Source organism: Pseudomonas sp. FP603 (assembly GCF_030687415.1).
Lineage (GTDB): Bacteria > Pseudomonadota > Gammaproteobacteria > Pseudomonadales > Pseudomonadaceae > Aquipseudomonas > Aquipseudomonas wuhanensis.
Genome location: NZ_CP117431.1, coordinates 1,472,415 through 1,496,395 on the forward strand (window position 1 = coordinate 1,472,415; position 23,981 = coordinate 1,496,395).

At 60.2% G+C, this 23,981-nt stretch carries 16 protein-coding genes; 8 read left to right on the forward strand and 8 right to left on the reverse strand.

Going from position 1 to position 23,981, the window contains the following annotated elements:
- Positions 1-139: 139 nt before the first annotated feature.
- From PSH65_RS06795 to PSH65_RS06820, 6 genes are all read left to right on the forward strand, one after another.
- Positions 140-1,777, forward strand: coding sequence for a 5-guanidino-2-oxopentanoate decarboxylase (locus PSH65_RS06795; protein WP_305425476.1), 1,638 nt, complete (start codon positions 140-142; stop codon positions 1,775-1,777).
- A complete protein-coding gene (locus PSH65_RS06800; RefSeq protein ID WP_305425477.1) occupies positions 1,774-3,222 on the forward strand; it encodes an aldehyde dehydrogenase family protein in 1,449 nt (482 codons plus the stop codon). The genes PSH65_RS06795 and PSH65_RS06800 overlap by 4 nt, the downstream gene beginning before the upstream one ends.
- Before the next feature lie 218 nt (positions 3,223-3,440).
- Positions 3,441-4,544, forward strand: coding sequence for an ABC transporter substrate-binding protein (locus PSH65_RS06805; protein ID WP_305425478.1), 1,104 nt, complete (start codon positions 3,441-3,443; stop codon positions 4,542-4,544).
- Positions 4,545-4,736: 192 nt separating this feature from the next.
- The gene (locus PSH65_RS06810) at positions 4,737-5,645 is read left to right on the forward strand and encodes an ABC transporter permease (protein ID WP_305425479.1); all 909 of its coding nucleotides are present in this window, start codon (positions 4,737-4,739) and stop codon (positions 5,643-5,645) included.
- Positions 5,642-6,490: an ABC transporter permease gene (locus tag PSH65_RS06815; protein ID WP_305425480.1), complete on the forward strand. Its 849-nt coding sequence runs from the start codon at positions 5,642-5,644 to the stop codon at positions 6,488-6,490. The genes PSH65_RS06810 and PSH65_RS06815 overlap by 4 nt, the downstream gene beginning before the upstream one ends.
- A gap of 13 nt (positions 6,491-6,503) precedes the next feature.
- Positions 6,504-7,559 carry an ABC transporter ATP-binding protein gene (locus PSH65_RS06820; RefSeq protein WP_305425481.1) on the forward strand — a complete coding sequence of 352 codons (1,056 nt, stop codon included), beginning with the start codon at positions 6,504-6,506 and terminating at the stop codon, positions 7,557-7,559.
- 122 nt (positions 7,560-7,681) lie between these two features.
- On the opposite strand, the gene PSH65_RS06825 is transcribed toward PSH65_RS06820, so the two are convergent.
- Positions 7,682-8,983 (reverse strand): transposase, encoded by a 1,302-nt coding sequence (locus tag PSH65_RS06825; protein ID WP_305424801.1) that lies wholly within the window; start codon positions 8,981-8,983, stop codon positions 7,682-7,684.
- 94 nt (positions 8,984-9,077) lie between these two features.
- Positions 9,078-10,007: an AraC family transcriptional regulator gene (locus PSH65_RS06830; RefSeq protein WP_305425482.1), complete on the reverse strand. Its 930-nt coding sequence runs from the start codon at positions 10,005-10,007 to the stop codon at positions 9,078-9,080.
- A 335-nt stretch (positions 10,008-10,342) separates the two neighbouring features.
- Between PSH65_RS06830 and PSH65_RS06835 the strand changes: the two genes are divergently transcribed.
- Positions 10,343-10,696, forward strand: coding sequence for a putative quinol monooxygenase (locus tag PSH65_RS06835; RefSeq protein WP_305425484.1), 354 nt, complete (start codon positions 10,343-10,345; stop codon positions 10,694-10,696).
- Between the two features lie 41 nt (positions 10,697-10,737).
- Positions 10,738-10,968: a hypothetical protein gene (locus PSH65_RS06840; RefSeq protein WP_205889518.1), complete on the forward strand. Its 231-nt coding sequence runs from the start codon at positions 10,738-10,740 to the stop codon at positions 10,966-10,968.
- On the opposite strand, the gene PSH65_RS06845 is transcribed toward PSH65_RS06840, so the two are convergent.
- The 6 genes from PSH65_RS06845 to PSH65_RS06870 form a co-directional block, all read right to left on the reverse strand.
- Positions 10,969-11,598 carry a flavin reductase family protein gene (locus PSH65_RS06845; protein ID WP_018926552.1) on the reverse strand — a complete coding sequence of 210 codons (630 nt, stop codon included), beginning with the start codon at positions 11,596-11,598 and terminating at the stop codon, positions 10,969-10,971. It abuts the gene before it with no gap.
- A gap of 252 nt (positions 11,599-11,850) precedes the next feature.
- Entirely contained in the window at positions 11,851-13,170 is a 1,320-nt protein-coding gene (locus tag PSH65_RS06850; protein ID WP_305425485.1) for an MFS transporter, read from the reverse strand.
- 318 nt (positions 13,171-13,488) lie between these two features.
- Complete coding sequence (locus PSH65_RS06855) at positions 13,489-14,823, reverse strand: sigma-54 dependent transcriptional regulator (protein ID WP_305425486.1); 1,335 nt, start codon at positions 14,821-14,823, stop codon at positions 13,489-13,491.
- Positions 14,823-16,583 (reverse strand): ATP-binding protein, encoded by a 1,761-nt coding sequence (locus tag PSH65_RS06860; RefSeq protein WP_305425488.1) that lies wholly within the window; start codon positions 16,581-16,583, stop codon positions 14,823-14,825. Before PSH65_RS06860 ends, PSH65_RS06855 begins: the two co-directional genes overlap by 1 nt.
- A gap of 95 nt (positions 16,584-16,678) precedes the next feature.
- The gene (locus tag PSH65_RS06865) at positions 16,679-19,405 is read right to left on the reverse strand and encodes an RHS repeat domain-containing protein (protein ID WP_305425490.1); all 2,727 of its coding nucleotides are present in this window, start codon (positions 19,403-19,405) and stop codon (positions 16,679-16,681) included.
- The gene (locus PSH65_RS06870) at positions 19,402-23,931 is read right to left on the reverse strand and encodes a SpvB/TcaC N-terminal domain-containing protein (RefSeq protein ID WP_305425492.1); all 4,530 of its coding nucleotides are present in this window, start codon (positions 23,929-23,931) and stop codon (positions 19,402-19,404) included. The genes PSH65_RS06865 and PSH65_RS06870 overlap by 4 nt, the downstream gene beginning before the upstream one ends.
- Positions 23,932-23,981: the final 50 nt, after the last annotated feature.

Genomic DNA, 23,981 nt, shown 5'->3' on the forward strand with positions numbered 1-23,981 from the left:
GAGGACATGGCTAGTATGACTTTTTATCCATTGTTGCGGCTATGTGTCGCCCGTTCCAATGAGGCCATCCCTGGACCTGCCAACCCATCATAAACACTGCGCAGGCCCGGCGTCTCAAACGAACAAAAAGGGCAAAGACATGGCGACGTGCGGCGAAGTATTGGTCAAGTTACTCGAAGGTTACGGGGTCGAGCAGGTGTTCGGCATTCCCGGGGTTCACACCGTGGAGCTGTATCGCGGGCTGGCCCGTTCGAGCATCAACCACGTCACTCCACGTCACGAACAGGGCGCCGGTTTCATGGCCGACGGTTACGCTCGCACCAGCGGCAAACCGGGCGTGTGCTTCATCATCACCGGCCCTGGCATGACCAACATCACCACCGCCATGGGCCAGGCTTACGCCGACTCGATCCCGATGCTGGTGATCTCCAGCGTGCAATCGCGCAGCCAATTGGGTGGCGGTCGCGGCAAGTTGCATGAGCTGCCGAACCAGAGCGCACTGGTCGGCGGCGTGGCAGCGTTCTCCCACACCTTGATGTCGGCGGCTGAATTGCCGGGCGTCCTGGCTCGCGCCTTCGCGCTGTTCCAGGCTGGCCGTCCACGTCCGGTGCACATCGAAATTCCGTTGGACGTATTGGTCGAAGAGGCCGATGACTTGCTCGCCAGCGTGCCGGTCAACATCGACCGCGCCGGTGCTTCGCCAAGCGCAATCAGCCGCATGACCGACTTGCTGGCCGGTGCCAAGCGCCCGTTGATTCTCGCCGGTGGTGGCGCCATCGATGCGGCGGCCGAGCTGACTGAACTGGCCGAACTGCTGGATGCGCCAGTGGCCCTGACCATCAATGCCAAAGGCATGCTCGAGTCCAGTCACCCGCTGCTGATCGGTTCGACCCAGAGCCTGGTAGCCACACGCGCGCTGGTCGCCGAGGCCGACGTGGTGCTGGCCATCGGCACCGAACTGGCCGAAACCGATTACGACGTCACCTTTGCTGGCGGCTTCGAAATTCCTGGCGTGCTGCTGCGCGTGGACATCGACTCCGACCAGACCGTGCGTAATTACCCGCCGAAAGTCGCCTTGGTGGCCGACTCGCGCAACGCCGCTCAGGCCTTGCTGAGTGCGCTGGCCCACCAGTCGCTGGCCGAGCGTCGCAACGATTGGGGCCAGGTACGGGCCGCGCGTTTGCGCGATGAACTGGCTGCGTCCTGGGACGCCCCGACGCTGGCCCAGACCCGTTTCCTGGAAACCGTGCTGTACGAATTGCCAAACGCGGTGTTCGTCGGCGATTCGACCCAACCGGTGTACACCGGCAACCTGACCTTTAACCCGGAGCGCCCGCGCCGCTGGTTCAACTCGTCCACCGGTTACGGCACCCTCGGTTACGCCTTGCCGGCGGCGATTGGCGCTTGGCTCGGTGGCAGCATCGAAGGTGGCGCACGCCCGCCGGTGGTGTGCCTGATCGGCGACGGCGGTCTGCAATTCACCCTGCCGGAATTGGCCAGTGCGGTGGAAGCACGCACCCCGGTGATCGTCCTGCTGTGGAATAACCAGGGCTACGAAGAGATCAAGAAATACATGGTCAACCGCGCCATCGAGCCGGTAGGCGTGGACATCTACACCCCGGACTTCATCGGTGTGGCCAAGGCCCTGGGTTGCGCGGCCGAGGCGGTTAGTGGTGTCGAAGAACTGCGCAGTGCATTGCGTCTCGCCACCGATCGCCAGGGCCCGTCCCTGATTGAAATTGATCAGGCCCAGTGGATGAAGGCGGTGTCGAAATGAGTTTTCCAACTACTTTGGATGGCTTGTACATCAATGGCCAATGGTCCGCCGGAGGCGAACATCTGCGCGTGATCAACCCGGCGACCGAAGCCCTGTTGACCACCGTTAACGGCGGCGATGCTCACGCTGTCGATCAGGCCGTTACGGCTGCGGCCAACGCTTTCAACGAATGGTCGAAAACCACTGGCGCCGAGCGCGGGGCGATCCTGCGCAGAATCGCCGCAGGCGTGCAGGCCGGTCGCGAGCAGTTGATGAAATTGCAGTCGAGCAACAACGGCAAACCGCTGTTCGAAGCGGCCATCGACGTCGACGACGTGATCGCCACCTTCGAGTATTACGCCGGTCTGGCCGAAGGCCTGGACGCGAAGCAAGACAGCGCCGTGGCGTTGCCGAGCGACGATTTCAGCGCCCGTTTACGCCGCGAACCGTGCGGTGTGGTGGGGCTGATCGTGCCGTGGAATTTCCCGATGGTCACCACCGCCTGGAAACTCGCCCCGGCCCTGGCCGCCGGTTGTTGTGTGGTGCTCAAACCGTCAGAAGTGACGCCGCTACCGGAGCTGGAACTGGCGACGATCATTGCTGAAGCGGGCCTGCCAAACGGTGTGTTCAATCTGGTCTGCGGCACCGGTCTGGCCGTCGGCGCACCGCTGTCGGCTGACCCACGCATCGCCAAGATTTCCTTCACCGGCAGCAACGCGGTGGGCGTGCAGGTGATGCAGCGAGCGGCGGAAACCGTGAAAGGCGTGAGTCTCGAACTCGGCGGCAAATCTTCGCTGCTGGTACTTGCCGATGCCGACATCGAGCTGGCCGTGGAAGTGGCCTGCGGTGGCGGCTTCTTCAATGCCGGGCAAATGTGTTCCGCCACCAGCCGCGTGCTGGTCGCCGACGAATTGGCGGATAAATTTGTCGCGCGATTGAAGGCCCGTGCCGAAGCTATTCGCGTGGCCGACCCGTTCGACCCGAACGTGGAAATGGGCGCACTGGTCAATCAGGCGCAATACCAACGTGTGCTGGGCCACATCGACCGTGGTTTGAGTGCTGGGGCGAAGCTGATCTGCGGCGGTAATCGTCCGGCAGATCTGCCACGCGGCTATTTTTTGCAGCCGACGATTTTCATCGACGTGCCCCTCGACAGTGCGCTGTGGTGCGAAGAGATTTTCGGCCCGGTGATCTGCGTGCGCAGTTTCACCTCTGAAGCCGAGGCAATTGCCCTGGCCAACGACAGCCAGTTCGGCCTGGTGGCCAGCGTGGTCACTCGCGACGCCGAAGCGGCCGATCGGGTCGCCAACGCTTTGCAGGCGGGGCTCGTGTGGATCAACGCGCCGCAAGTGATCTTCCCGCAGACCGCCTGGGGTGGCTACAAACAGAGCAGCATCGGTCGCGAATTGGGGCCGTGGGGCTTGCAGGCTTTCCAGGAAATCAAACACGTGATTCGGGCTGTCTGACAGCACGAAAAAGGTGAGCGCATGCCTCTCGATGAGGCATGCGCCAGCGTCATGGCTTCAATGAGTTTTTATCGATAGTCAGGTGTTTTGCACGACCTCAGGATGAACCCGCTGGCATCGCCAAGGCCCATTGAAACCGGGGGCTTGAAGCTGATCTGGCCGCGCGGATGCAACGGTTGCGACCAACCTCATACTTAAAAAAACAAAGGGAGTCCTTCATGGGCGAGCACGATCTGAACAGACGTCAATTCATCAAAACCGTGGGCGTAGCGTCCGTGGCTGCGGCGGCCATGAGCATGCCGTTCATCAAGGCCAATGCCAGCGATACGCGCTTCCAGGGCAAGACCCTGCGCTTGCTGACCTGGTCCGATGACACCGGCCTTGCGGCATTGCGCAACATCGCGGCAACCTTCGAAGCCAAGTACGGCTGCAAGGTCATCGCCGACCGTACCGGCAGCACCTCGGAAATGGTCGCCAAACTCAAGGCCGGCGGTGATCGTCCGCAGTACGACATCATCACCCTGGCCGGCGTCGGCGCCGAAGGTCTGGCCGCCGCCAACTTATTGGAAAAACCCGATCTCAATCGCATCCCTAACCTGATCGACGTGCCGGAAAAATACCGCACCGGCGCCAACGGTCACGGCATCGGTTATCTGCTGTGGTGCAACAGCCTGGTCTACAGCACCCGCACCATCAAGGAAGCGCCGGACAGCTACGCCGCCCTGTGGGACGCGGAGCTGTCGCCGAACATCTTCCTGCCGCCGCCGAACTGGACCGAGGCCATGGACCTGATCATCATCGCCGCCAAACTGGCCGGTGGTGACGAACACAACATCGAGCCAGGCTTCAAGAAACTCGCCGAGCTGAAAGATCGCGTCGTGACCTTGGGCGAAAACCCGAACCAGATCGCCGAGCTGTTCCGCACCGGTTCGCTGGACATGGGCGGCTTGTACGCGCCAGCGTTTTTCCCGAAACAGATCCGCGATCCGGCCTACGGTCTGGGCGCCACCTTCGGCATGAAGGAAGGCTTCTACACCGACCTGATGTTGTCGGTGATGCCGAAGAATCGCCCGGGCGAGATCGACTTGGCCTATGCCTTCATCAACCACTCTCTGGACCCGCTGGTGCAGGGCAAGATGGCCGAAGACATCTACAACGGCCCGGTCAATGCCAAGGCGATCATCTCCGCCGAAGCGCGCAAGAGCCCCTACATCCTCACGCCGGAGCAGATTGCCGAGAAGGCGATCATGCACGACAACGCCTTCCTGGCCACCGTGCATGACCAATGGATTCGTCGTTACACGGAAATCTTTTCTTCCTGATCGAGTGGCGAACGCAGGTTTTCAGAACACTGCAAAACACTGTGGGAGCGGGCTTGCCCGCGATGACGGCCTCCCTGTCGATAATGATGTGACTGACAGATTGCTATCGCGGGCAAGCCCGCTCCCACAGGGTTAACGGTGGTTTTGAAGGTTGTGCTCGCTCAGCTGCTTTCCATTGACGAGACCCTTGCTATGGAACATCAACCTCTGACTCACCCGGTAAGCGCCGCACCAGTGCGCATCAATCGGGGTGTCTCACCGACGGCGCGCGCCTGGCTTTTCCTTTCGCCGTCGATGCTGTTTCTCGGCGTGCTGATTGCCGCGAGCCTCTTGGTGCTGCGCATGAGCGTCGGCACCAAAGACGCGGAGTGGTCTGGCTTCAGCCTGGCCAGTTACGCCCAATTGCTGGAACCCTATTACCTCAAATCGTTGCTGCTGACGTTGCGCCTGGCGCTGATCAGCGCGGTGATTGCGGTGCTGCTGGCGATCCCGGTGGCCTACACCATGTCGCGGCTGACCTCGCCGTTTGTGCGGCGGATTTTCCTCGCGGCGGTGCTGCTGCCGTTGTTGGTCAACCTGCTGCTGCAAAGCTACGGCTGGCTGGTGATCCTCGGCCCTGGCGGCATGCTCAATCAGGCGCTGATGGGGCTGGGCCTGATCAAGCGCCCGATCATGCTGCTCTACAACCAGAACGGCGTGTTGATGGGCCTGGTGCAAACCGCGTTCCCGCTGGCCGTGCTGCCGATTGCCAGCGCCATGCGCGGCGTTGCTCGCACTTACGAAGAAGCCGCCGCCACCCTGGGCGCCAGTCGCTTGCAGGTGTTTCGCCAGGTGGTGTTGCCGATGAGTTTGCCGGGGATCATCACCGGCGCGACGCTGGTGTTCGCCTACAACGCCAGCAGTTTTGTGGTGCCGCTGCTGCTCGGTGGTCGGCGCGTGCCGATGCTGGCGGTGATGGTGCATGACCAGATCGCCCCGCTGATGAACTGGCCCGCCGCGTCTGCTGCTGGTGTGGTGCTGATCGTTACCACCCTGGCGATCATGACCTTGTCCGAATACATCACTGGCCGTCGTCGGCGCATGCTGGAGGCTTCGCAATGAGCTCTGTGATCAAGAAGCGTCAGTCGCTGTTGCCGGGCGATACCGGCAAGTTCGCCGGCATCCTGTCGGGCTTCATTTTGCTGCTGGCGGTGCTGCCGATCCTGACCATGATCGTCATGTCGTTCAGCGGCGCGTCGAACCTCGACTTCCCGCCGAGCAGCTACAGCCTGCAATGGTACAAAGCCGCCTGGAACACCTTCGTGTCGCCGGATTCCAGCGATGTGCTGAGCCTCGGCAAAGCCATGACCACCAGCCTGATGGTGGCCTGCCTGACCATGATTTTCGCCACGATTATCGCGGTGCCGGCAGCTTATGCCCTGACCCGTTGCGAGTTCCGCGGCAAGGCTGTGGCCTTGCAATTGATGTCGCTGCCACTGGTGTTCCCGATGGTGGTGTTGGGCCTGGCCTTGCTGCTGGTGTTCGACAGCCTGCCGTTCCACATCACCACCTCGCGGCTGGTGATTGCCCACGTGATTCTGGCGCTGCCGTTCGTGGTGAAAAACTGCACCGCGGCGATGCTCTCCATCGGCAGCGAAGTCGAAGAGGCCGCGCAAATGCTCGGTGCTTCACCGCTGCGGGCGATTGTCGATGTGGTGGTGCCGCTGATGAAATCGGGGATTCTGGCGGGCATGCTGCTGGCGTTCATCGTCTCGTTCAACGAATTCACCGTGACCTATTTCCTCTACACCATCGACGTCATGACCGTGCCGATCTGGATGTACAGCCGCACCGTGTCTTCGCTCGACCCTACCGTTTTCTCGTTTGCCGTGCTGATTGTGCTGATCGACTTCGTCCTCATTTGGGCGTTGGAGAAGCTGGTCGGCGAAGGTGGCGTTTCCTTTTGATTTGAGGTGCAACATGACTGGTCTGATTCTGGAAAACGTCGAGAAACATTACGGCTCGGCCTGCGCGGTAAAGAATGTGAACCTGCATTTGCCCGAGGGCAAACTGGTGTGTTTCCTCGGCCCGTCGGGCTGCGGAAAAACCACTTTGCTGCGGATGATCGCCGGGCTCGAAACCCTGACAGGTGGCGAGATTCGCCTGGACGGTGAAGACATCGGCCACACGCCGGCGCATCAGCGCAATTTCGGCATGGTGTTTCAATCGCTGGCACTGTTTCCGCACATGACGGTGGGGGAGAACATTGCCTATCCGCTGAAACTGCGCGGGGTCAGCAAGGTTGATCAACAGGCGCGGGTAGTGGAGTTGCTGGAGCTGATTCAGCTGCAGGAAATGATTGATCGCCCGGTGGCGAAACTCTCCGGCGGTCAGCGTCAGCGTGTGGCGATTGCCCGGGCGATTGCCTCGCGGCCGAAAATCCTGCTGCTCGACGAACCGCTGTCGGCGCTGGACGCCAAGCTGCGCGAATCGATGCAGGTGGAAATCCGTCAGCTGCAACAACGTTTGAACATCACCACCATCATGGTCACCCACGACCAGCGCGAAGCCATGACCATGGCCGATATCGTGGTGGTTTTGGGTGAGCATCGGGTGCAGCAGGTGGGTACGCCGATTGAAATCTATCGGCATCCGGCCAATGAATTTGTCGCGGACTTTATCGGTTCGGGGAACATTTTCCCGGCCACGGCGCTGGGCAATGGCAAGGTCTGCTTGCCCGGTGGCGATGCACTGCAAGTGCCGATCTGCAGCAGCGTTGTGGTGGGGGAGAAGGTGAAAATGCTGATTCGCCCGGAAGACCTGCAACTGTCGCAACCCCAGGCCACGGCGGGGAATCGCTTGCTCGGCAAGGTGACGTTTGTGCGGGATATCGGTGCGACCATCGAAACCACTGTCGAGTGTTCCGGGGTGTCGTTTACCGCGTTGAGCACGCCGTGTCAGGGAGTTGGGTTGAGCATTGGCAATCCGGTGTCGGTGACATTGCCGGCTGAGGCGTGCCGAGTGCTAAGCGCCTGACGTTAGAGGCGGGTTGCTCTGACTGGTCCCATCGCGGGCAAGCCCGCTCCCACAGAGTTCCGTGTACACCGGTCCTTGTGGGAGCGGGCTTGCCCGCGATGGGCATAGGTATCTACACATCTCTAAAGTCTTCGGCTGGCCACCCAGCCGATGGCCTCTTTAGCAAAACCCGCCAGTTCCTGGGGCGTGTATTGTTCCAATGTCTCGCACATGGCCAAAAGCATGTATAAACCGGCCAGCAGCGCGGAAGCCGTCACCGGCTGCGAGCGCTTCATCTGTCGACCAGACAGACGGACCAAAAAATCCCGTGTTTGCTCAGCGAACTCCCCCTTAGCCCGCATCAGACGCCAACTGACAGCACATGCCTGACTGGCGATCAACAGCCGTTTGAACACCGCTTCACCGCTCTCTTGCTGCCAGTTTTCCAGCTGATGCCCACCCCCTTTAAGCAGTTTGAAGTAGGACTCGATACGCCAGCGCCAGTAATACCAGAGCGCCAATCGTTCATCTGCGACCTCTTGCTCAAGGTTGCTCAGCAAATACCATTCGGCCAGCAGGTGACCATCGGCTCCCAGTATTCGGCTCACGACGAGCCGGGCCGGCAACGGCTCACCAGACTTGCGCAGCGTCTTGCGGTCGGCCCTGTCTTTGGTGAAAGGCTGGGCTTGGCGAGTCAGCACGACGGCGGTTTCTCCCACCCATTGAATGGCCGGTTTTCCTTTGTAGTCCACCTTGCGAGTTTTGCGGTAGGTCATCTCGCGAGCAATTTGACTCAGGGCCCTCGATTGACCTGCATGACTGGCCGTGGAACCGGCCTTGACTCGCACCAGCCATTGCCGACCCTCGGCCTGCCATTGCCTCAGGTGAGCGACCGAATCAGCCTCTCGATCCACGATATGGACAAGCGGCTTGGCAAAATTCTGCTGTTCCAGCCAAGTGATACGTTGTGTCAGTTCATGCAGATGCTTCTCAGGGGCCAGCACTTCTTCGGCTCGCGTGCTGAGCACGCCGTCCTTGGTCGCCAGATTTTGAGCGGGAGTACAGATCGGTGCACCGTCACGGTCGGTGACTAGCAGGCTGCTTTGCAGCTCGTAACCGATGTCGCCCCGGTGGGTCATTTGCAGGCGATCAGCCTTGCTGTGGTGGTGCATGTAATTGAGCCGAGACCAATCGTGCATGACCAGCGCGTAATCATCACAGTCATCCCGACAACCCTCGTGGGCCAGCGCCAGCAGCGGTTTAACCAGGTCAACGGGCCGAACCCGGTCATTGCTCAAAAATCGCCAAAGGGCTTGCGTCTGTGCAAAAGCCTTGTCGCTTCGCGGCAAGGCTTTCATCCCGGCGGCCAGCGCCGGTAGTCCATTACTGTGTCCCATGACTAACTCGTCGTATCGTTTTGTCAGTCGGGCATCTAGCCCGGTCATTTGATATCCATGCCGTCCCTTTATAGACCAGGATCGGGAGATGTGTAGATACCTATGCCGCGATGGGGCCATCAGCCACAAAACAAATGCCAGATCAAACCGACAACCGTAACCGCGCCAAATCCCGGAGCGGCGGCGCGCCAAACAGTCGGCTGTACTCCCGGCTAAATTGCGAAGGGCTTTCATACCCCACCCGATAACCCGCCGCCGAAGCTTCCAGCCCTTCGGCCAGCATCAACCGCCGCGCTTCTTGCAGGCGCAACTGCTTCTGATACTGCAGCGGGCTCATCGCCGTCATCGCCTTGAACCGGTGATGCAGCGTCGACACGCTCAGGTTCACTTCCCGCGCCAGATCATCGATGCGCAACGGTTGCTCATAATTGCCGTTGAGCCATTTGATCGCCTGGCTGATGCGATGGCTCTGACTGTTGGCGATAGCAATCTCATACAGCCGATGCCCCTGCTGGCTACGCAACAGCCGATACAGAATCTCCCGGCGGATCAGCGGCGCCAGCATGGCGATGTCTTTGGGTGTGTCCAGCAAACGTGCCAGACGCAATACGGCATCGAGCATTGCTGTGTCGATCTGCTCAACATACAGGCCGCGGCCAGTGGGACGTGTGGGTACGCCGATGGGGCCGGCGTCGGCAATCAGCGCGCTGATTTCCGCCGGGTCGATGTCCAGCCGCACGGCGAGGATTGGTTCCTCGGGCGAGACATTCACCACCCGCCCGCTCAACGGCATCGAAACCGACACCACCAGGTAATTCAGCGGGTCGTAATTGAAGTATTCATCTGCCAGCCGAACTTCCTTGCGCCCCTGGGCCATGATGCACAGGGCCGGTTGCGCCAGCACCGGGGCGAAATCATGGTTTTGACTGTGGCGCGACATGAACAGCGAGCCGACGGCGGTGGCATAAGTACCATCCTCCATCGTGTTACGACGGATGAGGGCGGCCAGTTCCGCGCGTTGTTTTTCCATGTCGGCATTCAGCGGGGCTTGAAAATGATCGAGCGACGACATGCTGGGCATCCTCGGTGACGCGTTGGTAATGGGCTGAGCTTAAATTTGTGCAAGGAACAGCGGTAGACACATCCTGCCAAAAGCTTGCCTGATTCTGCACGGGGTGAGTACGCGGTGCTGCTATGGCAGGGCAGCGCCGGGAAAACTTGCTTGAAAGTCGTATTGCAGCGATGTGACAGTGGTTTACATGCTGTTACAGACGTTTTTTGCAGCCGCGCAGGATTGTGCAATAAGCCGGCAGGAATCGACTAACGACGACCAGGGCGCGCCGCCTAATCTTGGATCCTGTCGCAGCCCGTCCCCGGCTGCCACTGGATGACCTGGGAGGGTTGAACATGTCTACGCAGATCCCCGTCAGTCATATGGCCTTCGTCCGCGCCCGCGCCGGGCGTTCAGCAGAACTCGGTGCGCGCCTCAGCGCCCTGATCGAGCCATCGCGCAACGCGCCGGGTTGCCTGAGCTTCGCCCTGCAGCACTCGCAATGCGATCCAGAGCTGTGGCTGGTGTCCGGTTTCTGGACCAACCAACAGGCCATGACCTCTTACTTCGGCAGCCCGGCGATGCAGATTTTTGCCGAGCTGGTGCAGGAGTTGGTGGTCAATAGCCTGGATTTCCATACCTTCAAGGATGTCTCGGCGGTCCAGGCCCTTGGCCATTCCCAGGCAGCGGTACACAAACTGGCCGGTTGAGGGTTTAATGGCGCAACTCTCCATTAGCCAGGATCCGCGACATGGCACGTAAAGCCTTTGAACACTTCGAAGCCGTTTCAGCAGTAGTACCGGGCGAGGGCGGTTACCATGCCGCGATTGCCGTCAAAGCCCTCGGTGGTTCCGGCGCCCCGGTTTTTCACAAAGTGCTGGAAGGCCAGACCTTCAAGACCGCTCATGAAGCCGACGAGGCCGCGGCCAAAGAGCTGACCCGCCTCAAAGACGTCAAACAAGACGCCGACTTGCTCTGGTAATTACTTGACCGCCCCCGGGCGGAACATCTTGAACAGTGCCTCTGGCCCCAGCTGAAAGTAATCCGCTGGCCCGCCGCCGCGCAGAATCGGTTCTGCCGCGGCGGTGTCGTAGACCCCATCCTTCAACAGCCACTTGGCGATGTGCACGGCGACCACTTCGCCGAGAATCAGCCAGCTCGGCACCACTTCCTTGTTTGCGCGCTGCAACTGAATGATCTGCGTGACCTTGCACTCAAAGGACACCGGGCTTTCGGCGACCCGTGGCACCTGAATGATTTTCGACGCCGCGGTGGTCAGTCCGGACAGTTCGAATTCATTGACCTCGGGCCCGACCATGGCGCAGCTCTGATTCATCTGCTCGGCCAGTGGACGGGTCGCCAGGTTCCAGGCGAATTCGCCGGTCTGCTCGATGTTGTTCAGGCTGTCTTTGCGCCCGACGCTGGAAAAACCAATGATCGGCGGGATGTAATTGAAGGCGTTGAAAAAGCTGTAGGGCGCCAGGTTCAGGCGACCGTTGGCATCCTGGGAGGAAATCCAGCCGATAGGGCGCGGGCCGACGATGGCGTTGAACGGGTCATGCGGCAAGCCGTGGCCGTTGGCGGGTTCATAGAAGTGGATGTCGTCGGGCATGTGAATTCCTGGAGTCGTTCGGGAGGCGATCATGGTGCAAGGGCCAGCGGCATATTTCCAGTCCATCCTCGATCACTGTGGGAGCGGGCTTGCCCGCGATAGCGGTTTAACAGTCAACATAGATGTTGAATGTTATGGCGTCATCGCGGGCAAGCCCGCTCCCACAGGGTTTTGTGTCGAACCTGGCATTTTGCTTTCCCCCAGAAACGACCAAGCCCGACCAAGGCCGGGCTGTGGTGTTGCGTTCAGGGATCAGTCCGTCTCGATCCGCGAATGCTTGCGGGTGTCTTTCATGGTGATGTACACCAGCAACGACACCGCGATGCACGCCGTGACATACCAGTAGTAACCGGTTTCCATGCCGATGCTCTTGAACCACAGCGCGATGTATTCAGCGGTGCCGCCGAAGATCGACACGGTCAGTGCGTATGGCAGGCCAACGCCCAGGGCGCGGATTTCGGTCGGGAACAGTTCAGCTTTGACCACCGCGTTGATCGAGGTGTAGCCGCTGACGATGATCAGCGCCGCCATGATCAGGAAGAACGCGCCCCACCAGGTCTGGACGGTGTGCAGAGTGGTCAGGATCGGTACGGTGAACAGTGTCCCGAGAATGCCGAAGGCGATCAGGATCGGCCGACGACCGACTTTATCCGACAGCCCGCCGATGATCGGTTGCAGGCACATGAACAGGAACAACGTGGCCGCAGAAATCGTGGTGGAGTCGGAAATGCTCATGCCGACGGTGTTCACCAGGTATTTCTGCATGTACGTGGTGTAGGTGTAGAACGCCAGCGTGCCGCCCATGGTCAGGCCGACCACGGTCATCAGTTCCTTGGGATGGCGCAGCAAGGTGCGCATCGCGCTTTCCTTGGCTTTCTCTTTCTTGGTGAACGACTCGGTTTCTTCCATGCCGCGACGCAGGTAGAGCGCGACCACGGCACACAGCGCACCGATGGCGAACGGAATGCGCCAGCCCCAGGCGTACAACTCTTCGGTGGTCAGGGTCTGTTGCAGCACGATCAACACCGCCAGGGCGATGAGCTGGCCGGAGATCAACGTCACGTACTGGAAACTGGAGTAAAAGCCGCGACGTTCCTTGGTCGCCATCTCACTGAGGTAAGTCGCCGAGGTGCCGTATTCACCCCCGACCGACAAACCTTGCAGCAGGCGGGCGAACACCAGCAGGATCGGCGCGCCGATGCCGATGGTTTCATAACCCGGGCTCAGGGCGATCAGCAGCGAGCCAAAGCACATCAGGTAGACCGAAGCCATCAACGCACGTTTGCGACCGGCCTTGTCGGCGTAGAGGCCCATCAACCAGCCACCGATCGGGCGCATCAAAAAGCCCACGGCGAAGATCGCGGCGGTGTTGAGCAGTTGTGCGGTGGTGTCGCCTTTGGGGAAGAAGGCTTTGGCGAAGTACAGGGAGAAGGCGGCGTAGACGTACCAGTCGTACCACTCGACCATGTTGCCGACAGAACCGCTGAAGATCGATTTGATCCGGCTGGCGGTGGTTCTTTCTTTGGCCGGCGCGGCAGCCGACCCAAGAGGCAGGGCGTTGGAGTTATCCATTGAAGGATCCTTCGTTTAATTGTTTTTGTGGAGCGCGTTAAAACGCAGCCTGCTGGAGCTATAGCAGGAGCTGTGCCAAGGAGAGGAGGGCCGGTTTAGAGGGGGTGCGGGGAATTGGTGAGCGGAAATCCGCTTATGCCGGACTGGGCGTGAGCGGAAAATTGCTTATCTGGCTTGTGGATTTGTATCGTTTGTACCGGCCTCTTCGCGGGCAAGCCCGCTCCCACAGTGACCGAGTTGAACAAAGATTTTGTGTACGACACTGAACACTGTGGGAGCGGGCTTGCCCGCGAAGTGGCCAGTCCAGGCACTACAAGTTTAACTGCCTAAAACGAACATCTCCCGAGTCAGCCCATGCCGCTGCATCTTTTCATTAAAGGTACGGCGCGGCAGTTGCAGTTCTTCTAGCACCGCTTTCACATCACCTTTATGCCGGGTCAGCGCCGCGCGCAAGCAATGCGCTTCGAAGGCTTCCTGCTGCGCCGCCAGTGACTGGCCGGGGTCGATCCCCGCCGGTTCCGGCTCGCCGAGACCCAGCACTTGTCGCTCGGCGACGTTCGCCAGTTCGCGCACATTGCCCGGCCAGTCGTGGCTCAGCAAATGGCTCAGTTGCGGCCCGCTCAAGGGTGCAACGGTGCGGCCCAAACGCTCGGCAGCACTTTGTGCGAAGAACTCGAACAACAGTGGAATGTCTTCACGCCGATCACGCAACGGCGGCAGACGTAACTCGGCGACGTTCAATCGATAGGCCAGATCTTCGCGAAAACGTCCGGCCCGGGCTTCATCCAGCAAATCGGGTTTGGTCGCGGCGATGATCCGCAAGTCCACGTGGATGCTCTGGTTGGAACCCAATCGCTCAAGCTTCTGCTCCTGCAACACCCGCAGCAGTTTCACCTGCTGGGCCAGCGGCATGCTTTCGATTTCATCGAGAAACAGCGTGCCGCCGTCGGCGTATTCGAGCTTGCCAATGCGTTTACCCTGGGCGCCCGTGAACGCGCCGCTCTCATGGCCGAACAGTTCAGCCTCGAACAATTGCTCGGGAATCGCTGCGCAATTGAGCGCCACGAAGGGCTTGTCTGCGCGGGGACCAAAGTCGTGCAGGCAACGGGCAACCAATTCCTTACCGCTGCCGGTTTCGCCCCGGATCAGCACATTGACCGGCAGCGTTGCCAAATCGAGCACCTGGCGGCGCAGCGTTTGCAAACCACGGGAAACCCCCAGCAGGGTGGCATCGAGTTTGGCGCGATTGTCCGCCTGCTCGTGCAGGGCACGGTTTTCCAGCACCAGCCGACGCTTGTCCAGAGCCCGGCGCAGACTGCTCAGCAGGGTTTCCGGGCTGAAGGGTTTTTCGAGGAAATCATAAGCACCGTCGCGCATCGCTTCGACGGCCATGGGCACATCGCCGTGACCGGTCAGCAAGATCACCGGCAAATCGACATCGCGACGCTGGATTTCGGCCAGCAATTCCAGCCCCGTCATGCCGGGCATGCGCACGTCGCTGAGAATCACCCCGGGGAAATGCTTCGGCAGTTGCGCCAGGCACTCAGCGGCGCGACTGAACAGCTGCACTTCGAAACCTGACAGACTCAGCCACTGTTCGACAGCGCTGCGGATGCTGCTTTCGTCATCGACCACCATCACCGAATTGAGCATCAAGCAGGCACCTCCAGATCAATGGGCAACGTCAGGGTGAACACCGCGCCGTTTTCACCATTATCGGCACTCAGGCGGCCGCCTGCTTCGTGAGCGATAGCGAAGGAGACGGCCAGCCCGAGGCCCAGGCCATCGCCCACCGGTTTGGTGGTGAAGAATGGATCGAACACTTTCCCCAGATTCTCTTCGGCAATGCCGCCACCGTTATCGGCAACGGTCAGGCGCCACAATTGTTCATCGGCTTCGAGGCGGATTTCCAGACGCTTGCAGGGTTTGTCGTGCATCGCATCCAGGGCATTGCGCAGCAGGTTGATCAGCACCTGTTCCAGGCGAATCGCATCGCCACGCACCCAGGCCGGGCGGGTCAGGTGGAGCACGGTGCTGACATGTTCGTCTCGCAAGCGCGCATCCAGCAACTGCAAGGATTGATCGACCACCGCCGCCAGGTCCAGCCGTTCGCGCAAACCGCTGGGGCTTTTGCGGGCGAAGGTCTTCAGGTGGCCGGTGAGGGCGGCCATGCGCGTGAGCATGTCGTCCACCGGTTTGAGCGCCTTGTAGGCCTCGTCGACCCGACCGTGATCGAGCAGCAGCCTCAGAGTCGCAAGCTGCATGCGCTGGGCGGTCAGCGGCTGGTTGATTTCATGGGCCAGTGCCGCAGACATCTGGCCAAGGGCCGCGAGTTTGGCCGATTGCACCAGCCCGTCCTGAGCGGTGCGCAAATCCCGGGTGCGTTCTTCCACCAGTCGCTCGAGTTCTTCACGGCTGCGCTGACGCATCTTGGCCAGGCGCCAGCGCTGGTTGAGAAACAGCAGCAAAAATACGATGGCCAGCCACAACCCGGCCGCGGCGAGCCCGGCGTTACGGCGGTCTTCGAACGCGACTTGCGGGCGACGCAACAGGTGCAGCGTCCAGCCTTCGGCGGCCAGCGGCAGCGATTCCCAGAGGTAATCCGCCGTCCCGTCGGGGCCAACGACCCGGGTCAGCGCACTGTTGTCGTCGAAGCGCCGCACCGATTGATATTCCAGCGGGGTCAGCGGTTGTTTGTCGTATTGGCGGGTGGCTTTGAGCTCGGCGCGGTCGCCGTCGCTCAGCGGTTTCAATTGGCGATAACGCCAGCCCGGCTGGTTGGCGATGAAGATAATCCCGCGCGCATCGCTGACCAGCAACGTGTCGCTGCCCTGGCGCCATTCGCGCTCAAGCTCCGGGAATTCGAGTTTCACCACCATGGCGCCGAGGAACTCACCACCGTCGCCGGTCACCGCGCTGGAGAGGAAGTAGCCGGGAATACCGCTGGTCACCCCCACCGCATAAAAGCGCCCGGTGCCTTGGGTTCGGGTCTGGCTGAAGTAGGGGCGAAAGCCGTAATTGTGGCCGACGTAACTGCTGGGCAGGCGCCAATTGCTGGCGGCCACGGCCAGACCGGTGCGGTCGAGCAGTTCAAGGGTTGAGGATTGCGCGGCGCCGTTGATCTTCTCCAGTTTGCGATTCAATGCGAGCTGTTGTTCAGGGCTCACTTCACCGCTTAGCGCGGCGCGCAGTTCCGGGTCCAGCGCCAATACGGCGGGCAGGGCACGGTAGCGGTCAATCAGGGTGTGCAGCGAGTTGGCGTACAGCGCCAGTTGCTGATTGGCTCGCGCGGCATCTTCCACCAACGCCTGGCGTTCGGTGTGACGGATGGCCAAGGTGGCGGCGAGCACCGCACCGGCGATGATCAGCAAGGAGTACAACGACAGGCGCAGGGTACGGGAGGTCGGCAGCATGCGGGGCGCAAACAGGTAGACAGTCGGGCGGGCACCATAGCATGGTGCCCGCGGAAAGAGACAAAGGCATCGGAAGTTCCGGTGCCCCTGAGGCGTCAGAGATGGGTGTTGTTTTTGCGCACCGGAGTGCGTGCTGTCGCTCTTCTTTGAAAAACGCCGCTGCCGCCGGAGCTTTGAGATGAAGTGGATGCTCGACGCGACGATGCATTGCTTTCGCTGATGTTTCCTGGTCTCAAACGGGTGATTTTCTCGAGCATCTCCATTGTTTGCCAAGTGATGCCTGTCAAGTCTTCGACTTCCAGCACTTGTTCACGTAACGAGGTCTGTGCCTTCACTGACACCTCATCCACCAGGCGTTGCTCGGCAATCAACCTGTCGATCGTGTCTATCGATTTGCCCGCCTGCGCTTTTTTGTCCGCTTTGGCTTTGGTGCCTCTGAGCTCGTCGACGTACCCCCCCACTATCGGACCCAGCACAGTCCCGGCGACAGCTCCGGCCAAGGTCACGCTGACGCTGATCGTTTGAAACAGACGGTTGGCGTCTTGTGTGACGTCTTTAGGTGGAAGTGTGCCAGCGGTCGCTGAACCCCAGGTGGCCGGTGGAGACCAGCCCGGGTTGAAGATTGTGGCGTGTAATATCAGCTGCGCGCTGGCGGTCAGTATCGTTGAAACGATTGCTGCGTTAGCAGGCCCTGATGTGGTGACTGGAAGCAACGCCAACCCGACTTTAGAGTTGACGGCCGCCAAAGCCTTTTCCTTGCCCCATTCACGCCACGACTGCTCAGGCTTGGGCGGCAATTGGCCGGGAGGGTTTGCTTCAGGATTGCCCACCAGCGCAGGTGAATTAGAACCTTGCGACGTACTGCTTGCGACGGAGCTTCTGCGTGACGACGATGGGGATGAGATACTAATTGTTGTTTGTGCAGGCGTTAAAGGAGGGGGCGCCATCATGGCCCCTTGCTCATCAACAAAGTTGATCGGGTTGTTTCCGGTCATCCGGTACAGGTTCAATCCATCCACGGTTCCGGATTTATCCGGCTGCGTCCAGCGACCCAGCCACGGTGCGTAATAACGCATGCCGTAGTAATACAACCCGCTGACATCCATCTCCTTGCCCGAATAGCGCACAGTCTTGTAATCGACCTCCACCGCCGAACGCGCTGTCATCCATGCGGTGGCGCCGAACGGGTAGTAGCCTTCGTGGCTGATCAATTGTGCCTGTTGATCCAGTTCCATCAGGCACGAACCCAAGTGGTCATCCAGGCTGTAGCGCAACTGGTCGGCGTCGATATCGGCCGGTTTTCCTGCCTCCCAGTGCAGGCAACGCACGCTGCCGATCCCGGTGGCGAGAGTGATGATGTGCAGTTCTTCGCCGTTGTCCCTGGTGCGGATCTCCAGTCTCGGCAGATAGCGCACCTCGTGAAAATGGCTGGTTTTCGCGGTATGGGTTTCGTGGCGTTTGTAGACCCGCACGCCTTGGCTGTAGCGGTAACGTTCTTCGTCGTCGGGGCCGCTGTCGCGCTTGACCAGGGTTACCGACATCAGCTGATCGCGGGCATCCCATTGCATCGACCGGTCGGGCTGCGGGGCCAGTAGATTGCCGTGGCGGTCGAACAGCGTTTGGAAATCCGGGGTGGGGTCACCCTCAGTCCAACGCACGCCACGGTTGCTGCCAGAGTCGATGAATAACTCGCGAGTATGACTGGCACCGTCGCGCACATGGCGTAGCCCGATCAGGTTACCGCCGTGATCATAAGTGTAGGTCTGGGTGTAGTTGCGTCGATCGTTGGGGGCGGTCGGCACGGGCCGGCCCGGAAGGTCTGACGGCGGGGCGTCGTCGTAACCGGTCGCGGTGATCAGTTGGTAAAGAGAGTCGTAGCTGAATGCACGATGGCCATCGACTCGCTGATTCCCAAAGTGGCTGGGGATGAACGCATGGTCGAGGATGCGGATGATGTTGCCTACCCGGTCGTAAACGTATTCGAAATCCTGAAGGGCTGGCTGCTGGTCTTTCTGCGCGCGTTGCCGTTGCAGGCGCCCATCGGCTGGGTCGTAGGTCCAGTGGCTGGTCACGCCATTGCCGGCCTGCTGTTCAATGATTTGCCCGGCGGCGTTGTACTGTGCGTCCCGCAACACCGTCTGCCAGTCGGTTTGCCCCTTGAGCTTCAATTGCACGTCTTTGAGTTGACCGGCAAGGTCGTGGCGTGATTGTTGCCGGTGTTCGCCGGCATCGATCTGCTCCAGCACTGTGCCCAGAGGACTATAAATGCAGCTGCTGACAAAGGTTTTGGCATCGTGAAAGGTGCGGGTTTCGCGTAGCGGCTGCCGGAGCAGGCCATAGCTGTCGAGGCTCAATTTTCCCGAGGGGTCCACTTGTTCAAGCAACTGGCCGCGCAAGTTGTGGCCGGCGTCGACCGAGGCATCGGCATAGGTAAAGGTTTCGACGTCTGGCTGGTCGTTTTCCTCGATGGCGAGCGGGCGCAGCTGCGGGTCATAGGTGGTGCGCCAATGACTGCCGCGTTGATCCCGGCGCTGAAGCGTTTCCCCGGCCAGCCCTGGCAGGCTCAGACGCCAGCCGGCGTCGGCACTGTCGATTTTCAGCGGCTCGTTGGACAGGCTATAGGTTGTAGCGTGGTTGGGTTTGGATAGGCGCGGGTCCCATTGCTCTATCAATCGTCCGGCAGCATCGTGGCGCTGACGGGTCATCAGGGCGATAGCCGTTTCATTGACGAGAGTGCGCAAATACGCGATCTGGCGAATCGGCAAGCCACGACTGTCATTCACCGTGAGCGAGGGCGTGTGTCTATGGATGCCAGCGGTCATGGGCGCGATCTCTGCGGTTCCGTGGACGGCGGCTCATACGTGTCGTTAAAGTCCTCGCTGATGCGGTACCACGGATGATACGTCTCGCGGGAGAAGTACCCTTTGGCGTTGATCAGTTTGACCGGCCGGCCCAACACGTCATAGAACAGTTGATCGAAATAGCCGAGCTCGCGCAGGGAATGATCGTTGACGTAGCGATGGGTGTTGGCAAAAAACGGCCGGAACTGTCGAACTGGCAAGCCTTTATTGTTGTATTCGACCCGTTCGCTGATGCGCCAGCGCGGGTCGGCGAAAACTTCAAGATACTTACCGTCTTCAATGATCAGTTTGCCGTCGGCGTCCACCGCATAGGCCATGCCGGGCTCAACCAGTTGCTGGGTTTGCAGCGGCCGGCCGAAACCGTCCACGCAGGCTTTGACGATGCGGATCTGGGCCGCAACCGGATCGTCGGGGTAACGGTCGACGTCGAGGCTGACGCTGTGCACCGGCACTCGGCGAACCGTGGCGATGAGTTCGCCCAATGCCTGGTCCGACGCGGTCATGGGAACATCTTGCCGCAAGCGTTGCCGGGCGCTGGCGCAAATATGCCCACTGGGCAGGACATCACCGTTGGCGATCCATTTGTCGAGCAGTTCGGGGTTGACGGTTGGCGGCAATTCTCCCATCCAGCTGAACAGATTCTCGAGCAATATGCCGGCGGCCTGTTGCACCGCTGCAACCGGGTCGGCGATGGCCGGGTCGGGACGAGGATCCTCCGGGCGCAGGAAATCGCTCAGCGGCTTGAAGCCTGTGGCGATACCGTTTTCGGTGCCGAAAAAACTGTGGGCAAGGAGCCGCCCGAACGGTTGGTAAATGGCTTCCTGAGTGTTTTCGTTGGCATCGATGATGCGCACCGTTTGCAGTGAGTGATAGTCATGTTCGCTCCGGGTTGTACAGCCATCGGGCAATTCGACGCTTTTGATCGCCAGTTGATAGTCGTCGTGCTTGGCTTTCGTCACACCATGGCTGGGCGTCTTGTGGTACTCCAGCACGTTGAAAAATTTGGCGAGATTGTCGTACCGGGCGAATCCGTGGAGCGACGACCACACATTCTTTTTCTCGTTTTCCGGTGGCGGCGGTTCGAACAAGGGGGGCATCGGCGTGTACCCGATGTTCGTCAGTTCCGCGCGGATATCGAAGGGCGGCGGCAGATCGTTGTAGGCGTCCAGTGCGGTCTTGTCCATTTGCGCCACTTCCAGCGGTCCGGCCAAGGCTTCGTATTCGGCACGGCCATCGGGCAGCAGCGATTGATCGGACGTCTTGAGGTAACGCTGCACCGATTGTCCGGTCAGTACCCGCAAAGCCTTCCACTGTGCAGAATCCTGACGCAGGGTCAGTTGCTCGAACGAAACAAGGCGCGGCTCCAGACCATTGGGTAGAGGCACTTTTGGCAAGATCAGTGCATCGCTGCGCTGCTGCCAGGGCAAACCCAGGCGCCGACGCTGCGAATCCGGATCCACGTCAATGAACCGGGCACGGGTCTCGTTCACGTAGTACGACTGTTGAGCTTCATCACAGGCGTCGCGCCACCACTGTTGTTCATCGGGGTCGGTAAAGGGCGGATCATCTGATTCGGTCAGGCGGCGAGCATAACTGACCTTTAGCGAATGTATGGGCAGACCGTATGGGCTCCAGCGCAGGTTGATTTCATGCTCACACAATGGGTCATCGATAAATTGTTCGTACCAGTATCTGATCGTCTCCAGCGGTAGAGGCAGGATGATTGCATCGGGATAGTGCTCGCCTTTGGCGCGCACCTCGCGAACCAGGTAGCGGTACTCTTGCACCGAGTAAGGCAGCGCGGTTTTCGGGTCGTCTTCGCCGTTGTAGGTCTCGGTTCGCATGGGCGCCCCGGACATTCCTCGGGCGATTTCATACGGGAGGGTGCTGTCGTCGGACGGCGTGAAGGGTACGTCGCGCCCCTCGACAGGGTCATATTGGCTGATCAAGGTATTGCCCAGCGGGACAGCATCCGTGTCCCCGTTGAAATAACCATGACGGGGTGGATTCATGTACTGACCGATGATGAACCAACTGCAAACCCGTATTGGTGCAGTGAAACCGACATCATCGTCGCCGGTGGCGGTTTCGGCGTCCGCCTGTTCCACATAGCCGAACCCCCGGTATTCACGGGCAAGCGGGTCGTAATAACCCTTGCGGTATTTGAACCTTTGGCTCAGGCAATTGCCGGTGACTTCATCCAGCTGCGTTTGCCGACTGACAACCGGCACAGTGAGCGGCAAATAGCATGCCGGGGCTTCATCCGGTTTAGCAGCGAGCCGTTCCTGCTTTTCATCCAGCCATTCCTGGGCCGAACTACGATAGACGACACTGGCGCTGCAGCCCATGTTGTTGTTGCTGGACGTGATCAGGTAGGGCTTGGCCGACAGAAAGTCGTAGCACCAGTGATGCGGCTTCATGTGCGGCTTCGTAAAGATCAGGCTGGCACAGCCCAGACCCTGCCGGTCGACAAGCGTGACCTCGCACAGCCGGTCGTATCGCACGTCCGTGGGCCATGGCACGCTGATCGGTGTTTCTTCCAGGCCCTTGCCGCCCCGGTTCAGGTAAATCTCGAACCCGTCGGAATTCAGGTAGATCAATGCCGGTGCGCCGGATCCATCAACGTCGGCGATCCGCACCCGTGCGGCATCGAACCCGCCGTACAGGAATTTGGGGCCGGGGAGCACCCGACCCTTGCCGAATTTGCCATGGCCCAGGTTCGGCCAGCATTTGATTTCGTCGTGGCGGATGCGGCACAGCCCACTCGTGTCGGCACCCAGCAGGTTGCTCATAAACACCAGTTCGCTGCGGTGATTGCCGAACACGGGAAGGCGGTCATCCACAGGCTTATGGGGAACGTCCTGGGGGGGCTGGAAACCCTCCTCCAGATTGTTGCGGTAAATGCGCACGGCGCGAGGCCCGATCACTGCCAGCGAAAGGAGCCCTTCGCCCGCCAGATCTCCTAATTGCGAATGCGGGCCGAAGAGCTCCGGCGGGATCTTGGCGAAGGTCTGGAATTCAGCCCACGTGCGATCGGCGTTCAATGCCCGGAAGCCACTGAAGCCGGGCTGAGCGCAAACCCATTGGAAACGGCCGATACCGATCAGATCGGTCAGTATCTGAAGCACGGGTTTATTGCGGTCCGCGACCGGTATGTTTTCCAGCACTTTCCAGGGGGCGTAGCGGATTTCATCGGTCCCCGGCGTGTCACGTTCCGGTTCGCGGTAGTACCAGCACTGGTCATGGCTGCAGAGAAAGCCCGGCAAACCTTCGCTGTAAAGGTCGACGCACTTATACAACCCGCCATCTTCGATGCCCGGCATGTTTTCGTCTTCGAACAGGCGTTCCGGTGTTGTGTTGAGGCTGAACGGTGAATGCTCGAACTGCACCGGCGGCATGTTTTCCACAGCGCCGTTGGCATCCCAGGCCTGATAGTGGGCCGAGGTGATGCGGCTGTAGCTCCATTGAGTTTCGTGTTCGTTGTACTTGAGCAGCAGCCGCCGGACCAGCACCTTTCCTGCACCCAGCTCGGCGGGAAAGTGGTGAAACATCAACACCTGCTCACAGCGCCGGCGCATGCCGACTTCAAAGCCGTGCCCGAAGGCTGAGGAGGGGTCTTGACGGGTCAGCCAGGGGCTCAGGGAGGGACCGTCATATTCGGGTTTTTCGGTCAGGGAAGCGGGGCGTTCCCCATAGTCGAACAGCAAATGAAAATGCCAGTCCAGATCGGTCAGATGATCGAACGTCCAACTGTACAGATCCTGGCTGGCCGTGAAGTTGCCGTACAAAACCTGATGCAGATAGCACTGGGCACTGTAGTCATGAACAGGGTCGGGGTCCTGGTCGTCGGTCTTGTAGACGCAGCAGATATGTTCGCCACGGGGGGTCATGCTTTCGCAAAGCAGCCAGATCCCCACGCGTAGCGGATCGTCCGGATCCGCTACCCGCGAGTCCTCTGTTTTGCCGTACATATGCAATGAGCCGTCGGGGCCAAACACCAGCCAGAAAATCGCCTTCGGCTCGCCCGGCGGGTCGATGACAGGCTCCCAGCGCTCCCTGATGCTGAAATCGCTTTCGACCTTCGGCGTGAAGCGCACCACCCTGTGAGGACCGATGTCCTTGCCATTGAAGCTGCTTTCGATGCGGGACTTGATCGTGCCATCCGCATTGCGTTCTTTCGTGCAGATCTGCGCGTCGTGACCGATGATTTCGTCATCGTCGTTATACTGCGGTACACCCTTGTTGGTTCGACGACGGATTTGACCGTTGTTCAGATTCCAGCCGAGGCCGAACGGGCCGTTGCCGGATTGACTGCTGTACGTAAGCGCAAGCTGCGGGTCGGCGCCGCGTCCGGGAGAAATCGGCAGCAGTAGCTGGAATGACGCTTCGCCGGTCGGGCCCACGGGGCCAAAGCCTTGGCCGGCCATGGCGATCGATGAGCTTTTGGTGATGGAAGGCGTGATGATGCTGAGGTCTTGATCGGCCATGATTTCATCCGGTACGCGAGCTGGACGCAGATGCAGTTACGTTATCAAGG